Here is a 17,861-nt window from a genome sequence, read left to right on the forward strand (position 1 = left end):
CTTGCTTGCTTGCTTGCTTGCTTGCTTGCTTGCTTGCTTGCAGTGATCAACACATTTAGTTGATCAGCCAGACAAAAAGTAGAATAAGCCATTGCATAAGAATACATAGCCAAAATGGTTTGCTACTTGGTTCTGTTAAGATTTCGAGTACATGGATAAACTTCGATCGTACGATCGCATAAAAGCTATCGTTCTTGTCTAAATCGAGGGCATCAAATCTCACTTTATTCAGACCAAAAATGACAATTCGTCGCACCCAAGGGCTCTCGATTTTATTATTTTTCACGTCATTGATCAATTTAAGTTTTGCAAAAGAATAATCAGCGACATTTTGTATTACATCGGGCTGATTCGATTGAAAAATTAATAATACTTTATCAAATGCCGGAAGAATGAGATCATCCTGCCTTTCTTCTACAACAAGACTTGCAATCTTTGAAAATACATATTTGTTGCTAAAAATAAAAAGTAGTACAGGTAGCAGGATCAGTCCAATCAGCCAAATGAATTTAGCTGCGGCTTGCGCAGGACTGACCGTCGAAAAGAAAGCTTCATGACTAGCCTTAAACTGAAAACTGCCAACCACCAAATACAGTAAAGTCGAAACAATAGCCAGCAAATAATATTTGACTAAGGTTTTCGTCCCCAATACGCTTAATTTTTTTAAATACGATAACTGTGTTTTCATCCTGCTATAATTAATTACGCTAATTTAACATTATTCACCAAACATTGATTCCTAGGTTTAATTCCCGATCGCTTTCATTTTAAATTCGCCAGGAAAAAATTTTTATTCGTTGATCCACGTTAGCTCCACCCCTATTTATTCCGTTACAAATAATTTATAAAAAATTTGCGTAGTCAAATAACTACACTTATATTAGTAGTCAAATAAATCAATATGAACTTAAGACGAGATGTTTTCCAAGCTATAGCAGACCCAACCAGAAGAGCGATCTTACTTCTTCTAGCCTCACAAGCCATGACTGCTGGTGCAATTGCAGCCAATTTCAATACGGCAAGACCGACCGTTTCAAAACATTTGCAAATATTGACGGAATGTGAATTATTAAAGTTTCAACAAAATGGACGCGAGATATATTATCAACTCAACCCATCGAAGATGAAAGAAATTGCGGATTTTATTGAACCTTTCCGTCAAATGTGGGACGACAGATTCAATAAATTGGAAGCTATTATGCAAAACTACAAAGACAAATAATATGGAGCCAAAAACTAACGTCCAGGCGGAGGATAATAAACAGGAGATTGTCATTACAAGGGAATTCGATTTACCTGTTGAACTGCTCTTCAAAGCATATGAGGATCCCGAAATTTTCGAGCAGTGGATGGGAACCAAAGTCCTGAAATTGGAAAATAAAAAGCATGGCTCCTATGCCTTTGAAACTTCGCACAACGGCCAGGTCATGTTCAAAGCAAATGGAGCGATACACGAATTCCTCCCCAATCAACGCATCACACGGACTTTTGAAATGGAAAACAGCACATTTCCCGTACAGTTGGAATATTTAACATTTGAAAAAATAAGTGCAGAACGCAGCAGGCTTCACATCCATATAATATTTCAGTCGGTCGCATTTCGGAACCAGCTGTTACAGATGCCTTTTGCGCGAGGAATCAATATGGCGCACAACAGATTACAAGAAATTCTTGCTAAACTTACCTAAAGCACTACATGATGAATCTAAAAATTGAACATTTTTTTGAAAATGCGACAAGATGGAATGAAGAATTCAATCTGTTGAGAGAAATTGTCCGTGGCAATAAAACACTGCAAGAGGATTATAAATGGATGCATCCTTGTTATACATTTGAAGGTAAAAATGTCGTATTGATACACGGGTTTAAAGAATACTGTGCGCTGCTATTCCATAAAGGTGCATTATTAAAAGATCCCAAAAATATACTGATCCAGCAAACCGAAAATGTTCAGTCAGCCAGACAGCTTAGATTCACCACTATTGAGCAGATAGAATCATTGCGAGAAGTGATATCGACATATATTCAGGAGGCCATCGAAATTGAAAAATCAGGCAAGAAAGTTGACATGCGAAAAGCTGCCGATTACCCTGTAGCGGAAGAATTTAAGCGTGCCTTAATTGAAGACCCTTTACTTCAAAAAGCTTTTCAATCACTTACACCAGGTCGACAAAAAGGGTATCTATTTTACTTTAACCAGGCAAAACAAGAGAAAACACGTGCGGCGAGAATCGAAAAATATTACCAGCATATTCTAGATGGAAAAGGTATCGATGACTAACATATTTATTACAGTTTATCCGTTATATATTTGTCTATAAAGAGTAGATTTGTCTACAATCAAATAGACAGAACCAGACCAAAACGAACGATTATAGCTATTATTGCAATCCGATATAGTCAATTCGTCGACTAATATATAGCTGAATTCACATGAATAAAAAATTTGTATTGCTCATCTGCGGCCTATTGCCCATTTTTTCACAAGCACAGAAAAAGAACAACGCAACACAACGCCCCAATATCGTCTTTATCCTAACGGACGATTTCACAGCCCAAGCATGGGGCGTATATGGCGGTATTTTAAAAGATTTTGTCAAAAATCCGAATATTGAAAAATTAGCCAGTCAGGGGGCGGTACTCAATAATACATTCTGTACCAATTCAATTTGCACCCCTAGCCGTGCAAGCATACTGACAGGACAGTACAGTAATAAAAACCAAGTCTACACACTGGAAGATGCGTTGGATCCCGATAAGGAAAATATCGCCAAGGATCTGCACAATGCGGGCTACCAAACTGCTGTGTTTGGGAAATGGCATCTGAAAAAAAGGCCAAGTGGATTTGACGATTTTAAAGTTCTTCCTGGACACGGTGTTTATCATAACCCGACTTACCTCTCTAAAGACAACTGGAATGATAAGGAAGAGGCCGGTACACCTTACGAAGGCTATGTAGATGATATCACCACAACGATGAGTCTGGATTGGTTAAAATCACGCAACCCCGATAAACCCTTCTTCTTAATGTGTCATTACAAAGCGACGCATGAACCCTTTGATTTTGCCGAGCGATTCAAAGATTACTACAAAGATGTGGAGTTTCCTTATCCCCCAACATTTTTGGATTCAGGAGCAATCACAAGTGGACGCTCTTTTGAAGGGCAGCCCTTGGAGGAGCTTGGCCACCGTTATGAGCAAGCTTCGGTAGGCCCCTTTTGGACATCTTATCCTGAGCTTCCGTTTTCAACAAAAGGAATGGACCCTTTGGAAGCCCGTAAAAAGATCTACCAAAAGTTCCTCAAAGATTATCTGCGTTGCGTCGCTGGAATCGATGATAATCTAGGGAAAATTATGCGCTATCTTACAACGGCAAATTTGGACGAAAATACCGTTGTGATCCTGGCTTCCGACCAAGGATACTTCTTAGGAGAACACAATTTTATGGATAAACGATTGATGTACGAAGAATCACTGCGCATGCCTTTTGTGATCAGCTACCCCAAAGAAATCAAAGCTGGTAGTCGATTAGACGACATGATTCTAAATATCGATTTCGCTGCACTATTTGCAGACTATGCCGGCATCAAAAAACCCGCCTACATCCAAGGCGAAAGCTTCCGGAATAACCTCAAAGGAAATACATCCAAAGCATGGCGGTCTGCCATGTATTACCGTTACTGGCAACATGCACCAATACGCCCGGCGCATCTTGGAGTCCGTGATGAACGCTACAAACTGATCTATTTCTATGGACAGCCATTAGAAATGACGGGCAGCGACTCCAAAACAACAGCTCCTGCTTGAGAATTTTATGACCTGCAGCAAGATCCCATGGAAACACACAATGCCATTCTAGACAAAAAATATGTCAAAGAAATTGATCGGTTAAAGAAAAAGTTGGCTAAACTTAAAGCTGAAGCAGGCGATGATGATGCAACAAGACCAGCTTTTCAACAGGTTCTCAAACAAGAAAACTTATCGCTCCCGCAACCATAGGCGGCGACCGCAGCTCAATTATAGTGCAAAAAAAGGGATCCAACACGACACATTTGGATCCCTTTTTTCTTAAACTGATCTGTTAAACAGCAGTATAACCACCATCAACTAGGTAATACCCACCGGTCATAAAAGACGATTTATCCGAACTTAGAAAAAGAACCAGCTCAGCGACTTCCTCTGCCTTTCCCAAACGTCCAATGGGGTGTTTACTGATTAACGCATTGATATGCTCTTTATCCAACTTAGCCAATAACGGTGTATCAATATAACCAGGTCCAACCGCATTACAACGAATATTTTTTTGACCATATTCTGCGCCGATGTTCTTTGTCAGTCCCACTACAGCATGTTTGGCTGAAGTATAAGCACTTGACATAGGCGCAGCCACAGTACCATGAATGGAAGCCATATTGACAATAACACCGCCTCCATTCCTCTCCATGGCTTCTATTTGATATTTACATCCATAAAATACGCCATTGAAATTAATATCAATTACTTTTTTCCATCCATCGAGACTGTAATCTCCCGTTAGTGCAGCCTCCCCGCCAATACCAGCATTATTGCATGCAATATCAAGCCGGCCAAATGTCTTGACGGCGTAACCAACCAAGGCTTCATTGTCAGCGGGAGATGAGCTATCTGCTTTGAAAAACACAGCTTCTCCTCCTAGAGATTCAATTTGTTTTACGGTTTCATTCCCCGCTTGCTCGTTGATATCCGAGATAACGACCTTTGCACCTTCTTTACCATAAGCCAATGCAACTGCCAGTCCGATCCCCGAACCCGAACCTGTTACTAAAGCTACTTTATCCGCTAAAATTTTCATATGATATAAATTTTATGATACAGACAATTTACTAAAAGCAATGCGAAATTAAGTCGAAAAGGCCATTTACTTCAGTTAAAACGAAACTAAAATGACATTTCTCGGCGGCTTAGTTCTGTAGCTGCGGATATTTTTTATATAATCTATCCAAAAACAAACGCCCCATCAATTGAAGCCTCGCCTGTGTTTCAAACATACCTGAACCTGGAGAAATAATACCATGCGGCATACGCTGAACAGTGCCGTAATAAATAATATCGAGCCCATTTCCATTGACGTCAAGATGCATTTTCTTAGGTTTCAAGCCCATGACAGAGCCCATGCGTGTTACTTTTTCAGAATTAGTAATCTGCGCAGTTCGCGCATCGAGCAAGGTTTCATGATCAAAAACCAAATGGTCTCTCACCTCCCCCTCATCAAAAAATATGTAATGCAACTCGTTGTTGCTAAGCACCAGATAAGAAGCGTTATCCCGTTCATTATAACGAGCCTTTACACCTACAGCCGCCCAAGCAACAGTCTTGGCCGCTGTAGCTGCAGCTGAAGCAACTTTGTCCCCAACTGTTGCAATATACGCACATTGCGTAAAGGCGTCGATCGGAGCGCCGTTCAATTGTTTTCTTAATTCACTAAATTCATCACTTAACAATTCATCCTTTACGCCTGGAGCTAGGGCAATCCCAGATTCACCTTCATACTTTTTGGCCGTCTCCTTTTGCTTTTTCATCATCATAAGAGAAATGAATACACAAGCCACAACGATAACGGCAAAAATACCAATGTACAACATCATAAAATAAAATTTAGAATGGGTTTATAATTCAATAAAAATCCAGAAAGTGAACAACCAATTCAGGTTTCCTCTTTCTGGTACGATCGACTACAAAAATTTTGCCAGACTAAAGAATTTTATCCGGGTAGTGAATATTATTTAAAGCAGTCTGGTGCATATCAACCCAAATATCATTGTTTGACTGCTGTATAAGCCAATTTGGAGAGCTTCGCATGTCGGCATCCTCATCATTATTGTAAATGGATGGAAAATCAGACTCTTTGGCCCTAAGTAAAACAACGATCGTACCAGCCATGAGCAAAGGGATATCGCCTAAAACGAGATTATAAAAGCCATCTTCAAGCAATCCCGGACTAAAACGCTGTAAACTGTCATAACTACGTTCCAATTTGCCAATCAATTTTTCCAGTTCATGTGGATAATGAACCTCAACATAAGACTCAAACAAAGCCGAACCTTTATTGTAGAACCCCGCTTTCATGAGGTTTAATGCTTCATTTCTATAAACCTGCAACCAACGATCCGAAGCTAGATCATGATATTCCGTCTCTACCTCTTTACCATCACGTTTCAAGGCCCAAAGCTTAAGCTCCTCAAGCCGTTCTGTTGTTTCCATTCCATTTTTTTCCATAAGACTATCGCTGCCGCTCTTTGAGTTCCAATTGCAATAGAATATCCCGTTTCTTACCTTCGATTAAAGACAAATTGCCCGCAACAAAAACACCTTTCTGTCCCGAATTTTTGCTAATACCATACACTGATGATTCATCGTCAGGATCTGATGCACCTTCGTAGCGAAATAAATAGTCAATTCTGTACTGATCTGCATCAGCCAACAAATCGTCAAATTCAATATTATAGTCTATTGTATAGCCTAAGTCGTTTAACTTTTCCAAAGCAACACTTGCAGAGGAGTACCCATGCATTCTTTCCATAGTTGATTGTTCTAAATCCGATCTAAATTCTAATTTTTATTATAAAACGATTGACAAAAGGGTTTTGTTTTCCGCAATTTGAAATAGTTTATTCAAAATCATATTTCTACTTTTGTGCTACCAAACACGATGAAATATGGCAAATCTAGCAGCACCAGCGTATCAGCATACACCTCAACTCGCTTTTCAACGATTACTCGATGTCTTATATACCTTACGGGTTGAATGTCCCTGGGATAAAAAACAGACTATGGAATCCCTTCGACATTTGACTATGGAGGAAATGTATGAATTAACCGACGCCATTTTGGAAAAAGATTATCCAGAAATCAAAAAAGAACTTGGTGACGTCTTGATGCATCTGGTATTCTATACCCGCATTGCCGAAGAAGAAGGACATTTCAACATCGTAGATGTACTCAATGCAATCTGTGATAAATTGATTACGCGCCATCCCCACATCTATGGCGACACCAGTGCTGATACAGAAGATCAAGTCAAGTCCAATTGGGAAACAATCAAGCTCAAAGAAGGCAATACATCTGTTCTTGCTGGTGTCCCAAAAGGCCTACCCGCTTTGGTAAAGGCCTATCGTATCCAAGATAAAGTTCGCGGTGTCGGCTTTGACTGGGAAGATAAGAAACAAGTATGGGAAAAAGTAGAGGAAGAGCTTGCCGAATTTAAAGCCGAATTTAATCTGGAGACAGCGCTTCCAATGGATCAGGAAAAAGCAGAAGGGGAATTTGGCGACCTTTTATTCTCCTTAATAAATTATGCACGGCATATTGGCATAAACCCTGAAAATGCACTTGAACGCACCAACAAAAAATTCATTGAACGGTTTACCTATTTAGAACAAAAAGCCGCTGAAAATAAGCAACAACTGCAGGAAATGAGTCTAGAAGAAATGGACGTTTATTGGAATGAAGCTAAAAAATTAAAAAAATAACGCAATCCCTAAAAAGGGAGTCACGGACCGAATTTAATTCGACTTTGTCAAATTTATGCGTAAATTCGCAGGAATATGGAAACAGTTGTTAGCGGTATCAGAAGTACCGGAAAATTACATTTAGGAAATTACTACGGCGCATTGAGCAATTTTGTGAAAATGCAAAACGAATATAATTGCTTTTTTTTCATTGCGGATTTACATTCACTAACGACCCACCCCACTCCTCATGGACTTCAGGGAACGGTTCGTCAAGTTATTGTTGAATATTTAGCTGCAGGAATAGACCCCGAAAAATCGACTATTTACGTTCAATCAGATGTTCCAGAAGTTGCGGAACTCTATCTATATATGAATATGAACGCCTATCTCGGCGAGCTAGAACGCGCTACAGCATTTAAAGATAAAGTTAGAAGCAGTCCAGATAATGTTAACGCAGGTTTATTGACCTATCCGGTCTTGATGGCCTCTGATATATTGATTCACCATGGCACAAAAGTGCCCGTAGGTAAAGATCAGGAACAGCATTTGGAGATGACGCGGACTTTTGGAAATCGCTTCAATCGCTTATACAACGTAGATTATTTTAAAGAAGCGTTTGCGTTCTCCTACGCTGACAAATTGGTGAAAGTTCCCGGACTTTCAGGCCAGGGAAAAATGGGTAAATCCAATGGTGAAGCAGATTGTATTTATCTATCGGACAGTGAAACCGTAATTCGTAAAAAAGTGATGCGCGCTGTATCCGATTCTGGTCCGACGGAAATGAACCAGCCTAAGCCTGAAGCTATCCAAAATCTTTTTGATTTAATGAAGGTCGTATCTACTGCAGATACGTTACAGCATTTTGATGAACTCTATAACAAATGCGAAATTCGTTATGGTGATTTCAAAAAACAATTGGCAGAAGATATGGTCCTTGCAACCAACGATGTACGCTCCCGTATAGAGGATATATCAAACGATGATGCATACATTGCTAAAGTTGCAAAAATGGGCGCTGAAAAAGCAAGCGAATCCGCGCACAAGACGCTGAAAGAAGTTCGTGAGATTATTGGTATTAAAAGATTTTATTAAGCTAGAAATAATATGCACATCGCTATCGTTGGAAATATAGGTGCCGGCAAAACAACATTGACCGAAATGTTGGCCAGTCACTTTAAATTTGAACCTCAGTTTGAAGCTGTAGACAACAATCCTTATCTGGAAGATTTTTATTCGGACATGAAACGCTGGGCATTCAATCTTCAGATTTTTTTCCTCAACAGTCGCTTTAGACATATTGTAAAATTGCAGGAAACTGGCATTGATATGATTCAGGATCGTACCATTTATGAAGATGCTTATATCTTTGCCGAAAACTTGTATGATATGGGTTTAATGAGCGCACGTGATTTTGAAAACTATAGTAATATTTTTCAAAGCATTATCCATTATATCAAACCGCCAGATTTATTGATTTACCTCAAAGCCTCTGTCCCTACCCTGGTGAATAATATCCAAAAAAGGGGGCGTGACTATGAATCCGCAATTCGCTTGGATTATCTGTCGAAACTGAACGATAAATATGATAAATGGATCAATAATTACAAAGAAGGTAAGGTCATGATTCTGGACAAGGACAACCTGGATTTCACCACAAACCCAGAGGACCTCGGCAATATCATTCAAAAAATCGAAGCCGAATTATACGGATTATTCGAATAATTGCGATATCAAAAAGCCTGTAAGACACTTAATTTTACAGGCTTTTTGATAAACTCGCATTTCCTCAGCCAACGATAAATAGTAAAAAATGAAATTTTTAGGTATTATTCCTGCCCGATATGCATCGAGCAGATTCCCTGGAAAACCGCTGATCGACATCGAAGGAAAAACGATGATTCAGCGGGTCTACGAACAGGTCAAAAAATCAACAAAATTAAACGATGTTGTTGTAGCAACTGACGACCAGCGCATCGCCGAAACTGTACGTTCTTTTGGTGGCGAAGTTGTCATGACCGCAGAGCACCATCAATCGGGAACTGATCGTTGTGCTGAAGTCATCACCAATATAGAAGGTTATGATGTTGCCATCAATATCCAGGGTGACGAACCCTTTATAGACCCCGCACAAATTGATCTTTTAGCACATTGTTTTGAAGATACCACTACGCAGATAGCGACCCTAATCAAGGAAATTACTGCGGAGGAGGAACTATTCAATGTAAACATCCCTAAAGTTGTCCGAAACACCAAAGGAGAAGCCATCTACTTTAGTAGGCAGACCATTCCTTTTTTAAGAGCTGTGGAAAAAGATCAATGGTTACAAAGGCAAACATTCTATAAACATATCGGAATATATGCTTACCAGGTAGATACATTAAAAGCCCTGACACAACTTCCTATTTCTATGCTAGAAGAAGCAGAGGCTCTGGAACAGCTACGCTGGTTAGAAAATGGCTACGCCATTCAAACGGCAATTACAACGCATGAAACTGTCGCCGTAGATACAAAAGAAGACCTCGCTAAAATATTAAGACTATTTTTTAATAAATAGTAAAGCTTACCGGTGTTCGGTATAGTATAACGACCGGACACCTTCCAATAGTACCTGCTTATCCGAATCACTTAATTTGATCATCTGCGCTTTTGCTTTGATCAATTCATCCAATTGCAATTTGGTACTCACACCAACGAGTGCTGTACCAACAGCTGCGTTAGAAAGCACATAAGATAGTGCAACAATCATATTGTCTTTTCCGATACGTTTGGAAAGATTTGCCAAGTTTCTCACGATATGGGCCACCTCTCCTGAACTATACTGAAGAAAAGGTTCAATAGGTTTGTTGATGAGAACACCTTTGGCTAATACACCGCGTACGACGATACTTACACCCCGCTCTTCCAACAAGCCACTGATTTCTTCTTCTGGTCTTCTATCCAATAGACTGTATTGCATCATTACTGAGGCAATGTCAGATTTGGACAAAAATGCCTTGATAACGTTTGGGCGAATTGATGAAAGGCCGTAAGCACGGATTTTCCCTTGTTTCTTCAACAACTCAAACGCTTCAACAATCTCCTCTATCGGATCTTCTATTGTACCACCATGTAACTGATAGAGGTCGATGTAATCCGTTTTTAAACGTGACAACGAACCTTCTACAGCCTTGATAATATAGTCCTTCGAAGCCTTCCAATCCCAGCCGGATCCATCTGCACGCCAAAGGTTACCAACTTTCGACGCCAAAACAATATGCTTGCGAAAGCTTTGCACACTCTCCCCGACGATCATCTCGTTTAGGCCTTTATCGTAGAGATCAGCGGTATCGAAGAAAGTGATCCCTTTCTCGTAAGCTTTTTGGATAATATCTTTGGATTGTTTGGACTGATTGCTTTTTAAAGACATACAGCCCAAACCTATTTCCGAAACGATTAAGCTTGTATTACCTAATTTACGTTGTTCCATCTGCACCAATATCAAGCAATTCTACCTCAAATACCAATGTGCTGTTTGCAGGAATTTCACCTGTTGCCCGTTCGCCATAGGCTAATCTACTAGGTATAAAAAATTTATACTTTGCACCTTTCGACATTAACGGGATTCCAATCTGCCAACCCTTGATCACCTGACCCAAGGATAGTTTCAATGGCTCCTTACGATCGTATGAGCTATCAAATTGCTTTCCATTGAGTAAGGTACCTTTATAATGCACTGTTACCTCATCGTCACTTTTTGGTTTTGGACCTTCCGCCTCATTTAGAACAAGATATTGAATTCCTTCAGCTGTAGATTTCATCCCAACAACCTTTGCATTTTCGGCAAAAAATTTATCTTCTTCAGCACGGCTAGCAGCCTCTTTTTTAGCACGAACATCCATGATCGCCTGCTGGATAACAGCTCTTCCTTGGCCTTCTTCCAATAGCGATTTCTCCCCTTTCAAGACATCCGAAATTGCTTTTGCAATAACATCTGACTTCAAGTAATCGATCTCAATAGATTTTAATGAATTTCCGATATCGGCACCAAACGCATAAGACACAGAATCGGCCTTCGTTTTCAGTTGATTTGTTGTACTTGATTTAGTTGTGACGACCTTCTTCTTCGCCGTCATGTTCGTTTTTTTTTGTTGGGCAAATCCTGTGACTGTTGTCAAGGATAATAGGGCTAATGCAATATACTTCATGTTTGTTTAACGGTGCTTCTGCACGATTTCATTTATAATTTCCTGCGTGATATTAGGGTAATCAACTTCAACCCTAGATTTACTGTTGAGCCAGGCTTCTATCGCCAGCATGTTTTTCTGTTTTAAGCTCGAAATTACAGGCACCCCCATCTCCTCCAATGACGCTGCATTCAAATGCTGCTCATATTGGTTTTTCATCGGGATAACTAACAGTTTCTTTTTCAAATATAACGCTTCTGCCGGTGTTTCAAAACCTGCCCCACATAAAACTCCAGAAGAAGATGCCATACTATCAATAAAAGATTGGTTATTGATCGGTCTTATCGTTACATTTTTCATGTCAAATGCCTTCGAATTATGTTTGCTAAAAACATCCCACTTCACATCTGGAAACTTCATCAAATGCTTTAAAAGATGCGCATCGTCATATGCCGGGAGGTAAACCGTATAATGTCCCTGCTCTGTCACATTCAATTCACGAACAGCATTACGGATAACCGGTTGGTAAATATTCTTGGCGTACCGCTTAAAATGGAAACCATAGGAATGGGTAGACGGGGCATAATTTTTCATAATAAATTTGCCCAACATATCACTATCTTCTGGCTTAGGACTCGATGGATCTAAGGCAGCAATCTGATGGCTCAACCCAATGCATTCCAAATCTTTTGAATGACAAGCCCAAGCAGAAATTGGTTCAAAATCATTGATCACCAAATCATAGTTTTCTATGGGCAAGCTCTTAATTTCATTCGTAAATTTACGAATCGTCGAACTCATAAATGTTTTCCACAGATCTACTCCGCCGGATTTTCCAAAGATAAAACTCAACCCGTGAAAACGGTATTTCACTTCGAAAGGTAATGATAGATCTGCTTGAATTCCACTAACCAAAACATCGACTTCCCCTAACTCCCTCAAACAGGGGACAATATCCATTGCCCGGCTCAGATGTCCATTTCCTGTCCCTTGTACGGCATACAATATCTTCATAACGACTGTATTTTGTGTCGGCAAATTAATCAATTTTAACGAGTATCAATATTATTTTATTGTTTAGTTATGTTAAGAAAATATAAATTAACATCAATAAAAAAAGTTGTTAATCCATTTTTAATTTTCCTTTACGTATATTTAATATCAACAATTAATTAATAGCCAGTTTGATACCCCATGAAGTCTCTATTTTATAGAATGCTTTGCATAGTCTCCATGCTAATTTTAACATCGTGGGGATTTTTTGCTCATAAAAAAATTAATCATTATGCCGTCTTTGCGCTCCCTGCTCAGTTGGCTAAGTTTTATAAATCCAATATTGACCTTATTACCGAAAAAGCTGTTGATCCAGATAAACGCTGCTTCACAGACAGCGCTGAAGGCCCAAGACATTTTATAGATTTAGAGGACTACCGCAAGGAAAGTACAGTTGACTCCATGCCGATACATTGGTCACAGGCCAAAGAGAAATTTCAAGAAAGGCAATTGTTAAAAAATGGTATTGTGCCCTGGCAAATCAATCTTACTTATCAAAAGCTTGTTAAGGCCTTTCAAGCAAAAGATTATAAACGGATCATCAAACACTCAGCAGAACTCGGCCATTATATTGCTGATGCCCATGTTCCATTGCACACGACTAAAAATTATAATGGACAGCTGACGAATCAACTCGGTATACACGCATTCTGGGAGAGCCGCTTACCGGAAATGTTTTCAGAAAAATACAACCTTCGCGTTGGAAAAGCCAACTATATCAAAGATCCCTTAGCGGAAGCCTGGGGTATCGTCCGTGAAAGCAATCGCCTTGTGGATTCTGTATTGAGCATTGAAGCCCGGCTTAATCGTCAATTTAAGGCATCTCAAAAAAAATCTTTTATTGAGCGAAACAATCAATTGGTATGGACCTATTCCGACAGTTATGCTAGAGCTTATCATGAAGCCATGAACGGTATGGTTGAAAGGAGAATGCAAAAAACCATTTTACGCGTTGCTTCCTATTGGTATTCAGCCTGGCTCGAATCCGGCCAACCCGACTTGACTAACATCGAAAAAATAAAAAGCAGCGACAAGCAAGATCACATCGATATAACGGGGAAAAAGCGTATCGGCCGAGAAGAATGGATGTAAGAAGGTTACAAAATATCATCCGGACTACCAGTATTATTCACGCCGGACTATTTATTTTTTAGTCAGCTAAGCTACTTTTGCAGCGTAAAATCTAGGAAAGCATGTTGAATAAGAATATTACGTTAACAAACATTGCATTAGTGCTGAGTATTGGAGCTGCGACTGCTCAGATTAAAGACACAACCACTTTGGGCGAAGTCATCATTAATCAAAATCGCTTACAGATCCCTTTTTCAAAACAGAGCAAAAATATCCAAATATTGACGCAGGAAGATATACAGAGACTACCAAATCGATCAATCAACGAGTTGCTTAGCAATATCCCAGGCGTTGATATTCGTCAACGTGGACCATTTGGTTCGCAGGCAGATATAAGTATCGACGGTGGGTCTTTTGAACAGACGGCGATCCTACTCAATGGTGTTAAAATCACCGATCCACAGAGTGCCCATCACAATATGAACCTTCCGGTTCCTCTGGAGGCCATCGAGCGCATCGAAATCATTCGGGGGCCGGCTTCACGGATTTTCGGTATTAATGCACTAACCGGTGCCATTAACATCGTAACAAAGAAAATTGAATCAAATCAAATTAGCGCCCAGGTATATAGTGGTTCTTCATTCAAAGATAATGAGCAGACAAGTGCAGGCAAGTATTATGGTAAAGGTGTTCAGCTTGGCTCACAGTTCTTAACCAAGCAAACAAGCCACGGTTTATATTTTGGCCACGAAGATTCGAATGGACAACGCTATAATACAGCCTCCAACAATAATAAACTCTATTATGACGGGACATATCAACTGAATACATCCAATATGATAAAAGCCAATGTTGGCTATATCAACAATCAATTTGGAGCCAATGGTTACTATGCTGCACCGAGTGACAAGGAAGCTTATGAACAGGTTAAGACAGCTTTCGCTTCCCTGCAGTCCAAGCATCAATTAACACAGGCATTTTCCATCAGTCCACGCCTCAGTAATCGCTACAACGAAGATGAATATTGGTATTTAGGCCGAGAAACAACGAAAGGTAGATCCAAACATTACAGCAACGTCTTTGGAGCAGAAATTAATGCCACATTGGAGCAAAGTTATGGTACATTTGGCTTAGGATTAGAAAGTCGATTTGAACGCATCAATAGCACCAGTATTGGCGACCATAACCGGGAGAATTACGGCGGCTACCTTGAATTCAAAACAGAGGCGATCAAAAAACTGATGATCAACTCTGGTGCCTACATCAATTACAACTCAAAATTTGGCTGGCAGGTATTCCCGGGTCTAGATTTGGGATATGATATTACCGAACATTGGAAGATTGTAGTCAACGCAGGTTCTAGCCAGCGGATCCCTTCCTTTACGGATCTTTACACCAATCAGACAGCCAACGTTGGAAACCCCACACTGAGCTCTGAAAATGCCTATCAGATCGAAGGTGGTATAAAATACTTATCCAATCGGATTATTGCTCAAGCGGGCTATTTCCATCGAAGGATAAGCGATTTCATAGACTGGCAAAAAGAGGATGCCACTACAGGAAGCGGAACGATCATTCCCTGGAAACCAATAAATATTGGAAAAAATAAAATTGATGGATTCAATGCTTCATTCCGATATAATATCAATGATCCCAGCGCAACGACACGATACTTTACAACGCTAAGTTATAATTATCTCAACCCAAGCATAACATTAGCAGACGGGATACTATCCAAATATGCTATTGAAAGCTTAAGGCATCAAGTTATTGCCAACTTTACCATAAACCACAAGAACTGGATGTTAACTTCTGCAAACCGCTTTAATGAGCGTATCAGTTACAAATCTTATTTCATCGCTGACGTAAGAGGATCGTACCAACTCCACGACTTAAACATCTTTGTGGATGTTCAGAATATATTTGACAAGAGTTATATAGAAGCTGCCGCCGTTCCAATGCCCGGTCGTTGGTTTAGTATCGGCGCAAAATATAAACTGAACTATTAAACCCGATCAAATGGCAAAATCGGTTCTCTTCCCTTTTCCCATCAATTATAAAAAAGTCCCAAATGGAATGACCATTTGGGACTTTTCATTGTGCTATTGACACATAGAAGCATGTACCATGCCCTAGTTAAGAAAACGCCAACTATAAAATAAGTTACTTTTTCTTGGGAAGAACAGATAAAATTCCCCCAATTAAATGTTTTTGGAACTCGGGTTCGTCATAGGACTCATCGGTATGTCCAAGCCCGGTATAGAAGACTTTCCCTCCGTCGTAGGTCTGGGTCCAGGAGATTGGATGTTGATCCCCCATTTTTCCACCTTGGTAGCTTTTTTCATCCAAATTCATCAACACATGCAATCCGTCCTTCACGTCCTTGAAATTATACCATTCATCTTTGTGCCACCAGATCGGATCGAGGTGCTTGGTGGCCGCATGTTTTCTATCCAGCACATCAATTTTGGCTTTTTGTACGGCAGGATGAGATGCAAAATATGCCCCTACAAGGCCGTTATACCAGGGCCAATCAAACTCCGTATCCGTCGCTGCATGAATACCCACAAACCCTTTTCCTGATTGGATATACCGCACAAAAGCTTCCTGTTGCGCATTATCGAGAATATCGCCAGTTGTACTCAGAAAGATAACAGCGTCATATTTTTTCAATCCCTGATCTGTAAACAGAGCAGCATCCTCCGAATGATCAGATTTTATCTTTTCTTTATCTAGCAACTGTTTAAGTACCTGCGCACCCTTTTCGATGCTTCCGTGTCTAAACCCTTTTGTCTTGCTAAAGATCAATACTTGCCTTTGTGCCTGAACAGCAGCTGATATCCCCAACAGGAGAAACAGAAAAATGAAGATTCTATTCATGATATAAATGGTTATTATGATGATTTAAGTTTAGGTTTACTATTTTCCGCAACGAAATCGCGATAAAAATAGCTGTACAGAAATGCCGCGCATTCTCCCGATACACGGCTTTTCTGTTTTATTATTGTGTGATTAGCTCACGGTAAAAATCAAGACTTTCTATAATATCATCCTCAGAAACGTAGATATCATATTGACAACTGCCAATTTGGTCAAGCAATGCGAAACCGATCTGATTGGACAGGTTTTTCTTATCATTTCGCATCAGATCCAACAAGGCTGTATCAATGGATGAATCAAATGTGTAATCGTTGAAATATTTTCTAAAAGTTTGGATCAAATCGTTTAATTCATCCAAAGGCAAGCCATTCAATTTATGCGATAGATACCCCTCACAAATCATTCCTACTGCAATAGCTTCTCCATGTAATAAAGGTGAAGCATCGTTCAACAAAGAGTATCCCTCAATAGCATGACCAATTGTATGGCCAAAGTTTAAAATTTTACGCAGTCCTTTTTCTTTCGGATCCTCAAGGATAACACGGTTTTTGATCGAAACAGAATGTTTGACCAAAGAATTATCGATTTGATCGATCTCCAATGTTTTCACTCGCTCATAATAAGCCCGATCGAAGATCAGGCCATGTTTGATTACTTCAGCAAAACCTGAGATTAACTGACGTTGATCTAAAGTTTTCAAAAACTGGCTTGAAATAAAAACAGCCTGGGGTTGTGCAAAAGTTCCAATAATATTTTTCACACTTCCCATATCAATACCGGTTTTACCCCCTACTGATGCATCTACCTGGGAAAGTAAAGTCGTCGGAATTTGAATAAAATCCATCCCTCTTTTGAAAGTCGATGCGGCAAATCCTCCCATATCAGTCACCACACCACCGCCAAGATTGATCATCAATGAATGTCTATCAGCTCCGAAATCGAGCATATTATGCCATACACCAATACAGAAATCAATATTTTTATTTTCTTCGCCCGGATCTACTTCTATCACATCATAATTCGCTAAATTGGGTAAAGCTTGCTGAAATAGCGGCAAACAATTATCCAAAGTATTGGTATCCACCAATACGATGATCTTTGAGTAATTGCGCTCAGCTAAAAACGCCTCTAAAGAGGCCAACGTATCATCAAAATATACCTGATAGCCCAAACTTTCTATGACTTCCATTCTATGATTCTTTAA

At 39.8% G+C, this 17,861-nt stretch carries 21 protein-coding genes; 11 read left to right on the forward strand and 10 right to left on the reverse strand.

What is annotated here, in order from left to right; genetic code table 11:
• Nucleotides 1–55: 55 nt before the first annotated feature.
• A complete protein-coding gene (locus IQ31_RS05780; RefSeq protein WP_145327412.1) occupies nucleotides 56–688 on the reverse strand; it encodes a hypothetical protein in 633 nt (210 codons plus the stop codon).
• A gap of 213 nt (nucleotides 689–901) precedes the next feature.
• Here IQ31_RS05780 and IQ31_RS05785 point away from each other — a divergent pair, with 213 nt between their 5' ends.
• The 5 genes from IQ31_RS05785 to IQ31_RS27840 all read left to right on the forward strand — a co-directional run bounded on the left by IQ31_RS05785 (nucleotide 902) and on the right by IQ31_RS27840 (nucleotide 3,999).
• Nucleotides 902–1,222 carry an ArsR/SmtB family transcription factor gene (locus IQ31_RS05785; RefSeq protein WP_088161133.1) on the forward strand — a complete coding sequence of 107 codons (321 nt, stop codon included), beginning with the start codon at nucleotides 902–904 and terminating at the stop codon, nucleotides 1,220–1,222.
• A gap of 1 nt (nucleotide 1,223) precedes the next feature.
• Complete coding sequence (locus tag IQ31_RS05790; protein ID WP_145327413.1) at nucleotides 1,224–1,688, forward strand: SRPBCC domain-containing protein; 465 nt, start codon at nucleotides 1,224–1,226, stop codon at nucleotides 1,686–1,688.
• A gap of 8 nt (nucleotides 1,689–1,696) precedes the next feature.
• Complete coding sequence (locus IQ31_RS05795; RefSeq protein WP_244294368.1) at nucleotides 1,697–2,281, forward strand: YdeI/OmpD-associated family protein; 585 nt, start codon at nucleotides 1,697–1,699, stop codon at nucleotides 2,279–2,281.
• Between the two features lie 152 nt (nucleotides 2,282–2,433).
• Nucleotides 2,434–3,807: a sulfatase family protein gene (locus IQ31_RS05800; protein WP_244294370.1), complete on the forward strand. Its 1,374-nt coding sequence runs from the start codon at nucleotides 2,434–2,436 to the stop codon at nucleotides 3,805–3,807.
• A gap of 27 nt (nucleotides 3,808–3,834) precedes the next feature.
• Nucleotides 3,835–3,999: a hypothetical protein gene (locus IQ31_RS27840; RefSeq protein ID WP_244294372.1), complete on the forward strand. Its 165-nt coding sequence runs from the start codon at nucleotides 3,835–3,837 to the stop codon at nucleotides 3,997–3,999.
• Nucleotides 4,000–4,081: 82 nt separating this feature from the next.
• On the opposite strand, the gene IQ31_RS05805 is transcribed toward IQ31_RS27840, so the two are convergent.
• From IQ31_RS05805 to IQ31_RS05820, 4 genes are all read right to left on the reverse strand, one after another.
• Nucleotides 4,082–4,831, reverse strand: a complete 750-nt coding sequence (locus IQ31_RS05805; protein WP_145327414.1) for an SDR family NAD(P)-dependent oxidoreductase — start codon at nucleotides 4,829–4,831, stop codon at nucleotides 4,082–4,084.
• A 109-nt stretch (nucleotides 4,832–4,940) separates the two neighbouring features.
• Entirely contained in the window at nucleotides 4,941–5,624 is a 684-nt protein-coding gene (locus IQ31_RS05810) for a hypothetical protein (protein WP_088161128.1), read from the reverse strand.
• A gap of 106 nt (nucleotides 5,625–5,730) precedes the next feature.
• Nucleotides 5,731–6,240: a hypothetical protein gene (locus IQ31_RS05815; RefSeq protein WP_145327415.1), complete on the reverse strand. Its 510-nt coding sequence runs from the start codon at nucleotides 6,238–6,240 to the stop codon at nucleotides 5,731–5,733.
• Between the two features lie 19 nt (nucleotides 6,241–6,259).
• On the reverse strand, nucleotides 6,260–6,559 hold the full coding sequence (locus tag IQ31_RS05820) for a hypothetical protein (RefSeq protein ID WP_075992067.1): 300 nt from the start codon (nucleotides 6,557–6,559) through the stop codon (nucleotides 6,260–6,262).
• Between the two features lie 136 nt (nucleotides 6,560–6,695).
• On the opposite strand from IQ31_RS05820, the gene mazG reads away from it, so the two are divergent.
• From mazG to kdsB, 4 genes are all read left to right on the forward strand, one after another.
• A complete protein-coding gene (mazG, locus tag IQ31_RS05825) occupies nucleotides 6,696–7,508 on the forward strand; it encodes a nucleoside triphosphate pyrophosphohydrolase (RefSeq protein ID WP_145327416.1) in 813 nt (270 codons plus the stop codon).
• A gap of 75 nt (nucleotides 7,509–7,583) precedes the next feature.
• Nucleotides 7,584–8,582, forward strand: coding sequence for a tryptophan--tRNA ligase (trpS, locus tag IQ31_RS05830; RefSeq protein ID WP_145327417.1), 999 nt, complete (start codon nucleotides 7,584–7,586; stop codon nucleotides 8,580–8,582).
• Between the two features lie 12 nt (nucleotides 8,583–8,594).
• A complete protein-coding gene (locus tag IQ31_RS05835) occupies nucleotides 8,595–9,212 on the forward strand; it encodes a deoxynucleoside kinase (protein ID WP_145327418.1) in 618 nt (205 codons plus the stop codon).
• 88 nt (nucleotides 9,213–9,300) lie between these two features.
• Nucleotides 9,301–10,044: a 3-deoxy-manno-octulosonate cytidylyltransferase gene (gene kdsB, locus IQ31_RS05840; protein ID WP_145327419.1), complete on the forward strand. Its 744-nt coding sequence runs from the start codon at nucleotides 9,301–9,303 to the stop codon at nucleotides 10,042–10,044.
• 6 nt (nucleotides 10,045–10,050) lie between these two features.
• Here the strand turns inward: kdsB and IQ31_RS05845 are convergent, their stop codons facing one another.
• The 3 genes from IQ31_RS05845 to IQ31_RS05855 are packed head-to-tail and all read right to left on the reverse strand — an operon-like array spanning nucleotide 10,051 to nucleotide 12,667.
• Complete coding sequence (locus IQ31_RS05845) at nucleotides 10,051–10,956, reverse strand: aldo/keto reductase (RefSeq protein ID WP_145327420.1); 906 nt, start codon at nucleotides 10,954–10,956, stop codon at nucleotides 10,051–10,053.
• Complete coding sequence (locus IQ31_RS05850) at nucleotides 10,943–11,674, reverse strand: FKBP-type peptidyl-prolyl cis-trans isomerase (protein WP_075992061.1); 732 nt, start codon at nucleotides 11,672–11,674, stop codon at nucleotides 10,943–10,945. Before IQ31_RS05850 ends, IQ31_RS05845 begins: the two co-directional genes overlap by 14 nt.
• 6 nt (nucleotides 11,675–11,680) lie before the next feature.
• Nucleotides 11,681–12,667, reverse strand: coding sequence for a glycosyltransferase family protein (locus IQ31_RS05855; protein ID WP_145327421.1), 987 nt, complete (start codon nucleotides 12,665–12,667; stop codon nucleotides 11,681–11,683).
• A 219-nt stretch (nucleotides 12,668–12,886) separates the two neighbouring features.
• On the opposite strand from IQ31_RS05855, the gene IQ31_RS05860 reads away from it, so the two are divergent.
• Entirely contained in the window at nucleotides 12,887–13,798 is a 912-nt protein-coding gene (locus tag IQ31_RS05860) for a zinc dependent phospholipase C family protein (protein WP_232475749.1), read from the forward strand.
• Nucleotides 13,799–13,899: 101 nt separating this feature from the next.
• Nucleotides 13,900–15,786 carry a TonB-dependent receptor plug domain-containing protein gene (locus tag IQ31_RS05865; RefSeq protein WP_145327422.1) on the forward strand — a complete coding sequence of 629 codons (1,887 nt, stop codon included), beginning with the start codon at nucleotides 13,900–13,902 and terminating at the stop codon, nucleotides 15,784–15,786.
• Nucleotides 15,787–15,940: 154 nt separating this feature from the next.
• Here the strand turns inward: IQ31_RS05865 and IQ31_RS05870 are convergent, their stop codons facing one another.
• Nucleotides 15,941–16,657, reverse strand: coding sequence for a ThuA domain-containing protein (locus tag IQ31_RS05870; protein ID WP_145327423.1), 717 nt, complete (start codon nucleotides 16,655–16,657; stop codon nucleotides 15,941–15,943).
• Nucleotides 16,658–16,778: 121 nt separating this feature from the next.
• Entirely contained in the window at nucleotides 16,779–17,846 is a 1,068-nt protein-coding gene (gene aroB, locus IQ31_RS05875; RefSeq protein ID WP_088161118.1) for a 3-dehydroquinate synthase, read from the reverse strand.
• Nucleotides 17,847–17,861 lie beyond the last annotated feature (15 nt).

Origin of the sequence: Sphingobacterium siyangense (genome assembly GCF_007830445.1) — a bacterium.
Taxonomy (GTDB): domain Bacteria; phylum Bacteroidota; class Bacteroidia; order Sphingobacteriales; family Sphingobacteriaceae; genus Sphingobacterium; species Sphingobacterium siyangense.

Bases quoted from the DNA above. Each gene is read 5' to 3' on its own strand.
- trpS (WP_145327417.1), top strand. From the start codon at position 7,584: ATGGAAACAGTTGTTAGCGGTATCAGAAGTACCGGAAAATTACATTTA.
- IQ31_RS05815 (WP_145327415.1), bottom strand. From the start codon at position 6,240: ATGGAAACAACAGAACGGCTTGAGGAGCTTAAGCTTTGGGCCTTGAAA.
- IQ31_RS05805 (WP_145327414.1), bottom strand. From the start codon at position 4,831: ATGAAAATTTTAGCGGATAAAGTAGCTTTAGTAACAGGTTCGGGTTCG.
- kdsB (WP_145327419.1), top strand. From the start codon at position 9,301: ATGAAATTTTTAGGTATTATTCCTGCCCGATATGCATCGAGCAGATTC.
- IQ31_RS05820 (WP_075992067.1), bottom strand. From the start codon at position 6,559: ATGGAAAGAATGCATGGGTACTCCTCTGCAAGTGTTGCTTTGGAAAAG.
- IQ31_RS05785 (WP_088161133.1), top strand. From the start codon at position 902: ATGAACTTAAGACGAGATGTTTTCCAAGCTATAGCAGACCCAACCAGA.
- IQ31_RS05865 (WP_145327422.1), top strand. From the start codon at position 13,900: ATGTTGAATAAGAATATTACGTTAACAAACATTGCATTAGTGCTGAGT.
- IQ31_RS05870 (WP_145327423.1), bottom strand. From the start codon at position 16,657: ATGAATAGAATCTTCATTTTTCTGTTTCTCCTGTTGGGGATATCAGCT.
- IQ31_RS27840 (WP_244294372.1), top strand. From the start codon at position 3,835: ATGGAAACACACAATGCCATTCTAGACAAAAAATATGTCAAAGAAATT.
- IQ31_RS05800 (WP_244294370.1), top strand. From the start codon at position 2,434: ATGAATAAAAAATTTGTATTGCTCATCTGCGGCCTATTGCCCATTTTT.
- IQ31_RS05780 (WP_145327412.1), bottom strand. From the start codon at position 688: ATGAAAACACAGTTATCGTATTTAAAAAAATTAAGCGTATTGGGGACG.
- aroB (WP_088161118.1), bottom strand. From the start codon at position 17,846: ATGGAAGTCATAGAAAGTTTGGGCTATCAGGTATATTTTGATGATACG.
- IQ31_RS05795 (WP_244294368.1), top strand. From the start codon at position 1,697: ATGATGAATCTAAAAATTGAACATTTTTTTGAAAATGCGACAAGATGG.
- IQ31_RS05855 (WP_145327421.1), bottom strand. From the start codon at position 12,667: ATGAAGATATTGTATGCCGTACAAGGGACAGGAAATGGACATCTGAGC.
- IQ31_RS05845 (WP_145327420.1), bottom strand. From the start codon at position 10,956: ATGGAACAACGTAAATTAGGTAATACAAGCTTAATCGTTTCGGAAATA.
- IQ31_RS05850 (WP_075992061.1), bottom strand. From the start codon at position 11,674: ATGAAGTATATTGCATTAGCCCTATTATCCTTGACAACAGTCACAGGA.
- IQ31_RS05835 (WP_145327418.1), top strand. From the start codon at position 8,595: ATGCACATCGCTATCGTTGGAAATATAGGTGCCGGCAAAACAACATTG.
- mazG (WP_145327416.1), top strand. From the start codon at position 6,696: ATGGCAAATCTAGCAGCACCAGCGTATCAGCATACACCTCAACTCGCT.
- IQ31_RS05860 (WP_232475749.1), top strand. From the start codon at position 12,887: ATGCTAATTTTAACATCGTGGGGATTTTTTGCTCATAAAAAAATTAAT.
- IQ31_RS05810 (WP_088161128.1), bottom strand. From the start codon at position 5,624: ATGATGTTGTACATTGGTATTTTTGCCGTTATCGTTGTGGCTTGTGTA.
- IQ31_RS05790 (WP_145327413.1), top strand. From the start codon at position 1,224: ATGGAGCCAAAAACTAACGTCCAGGCGGAGGATAATAAACAGGAGATT.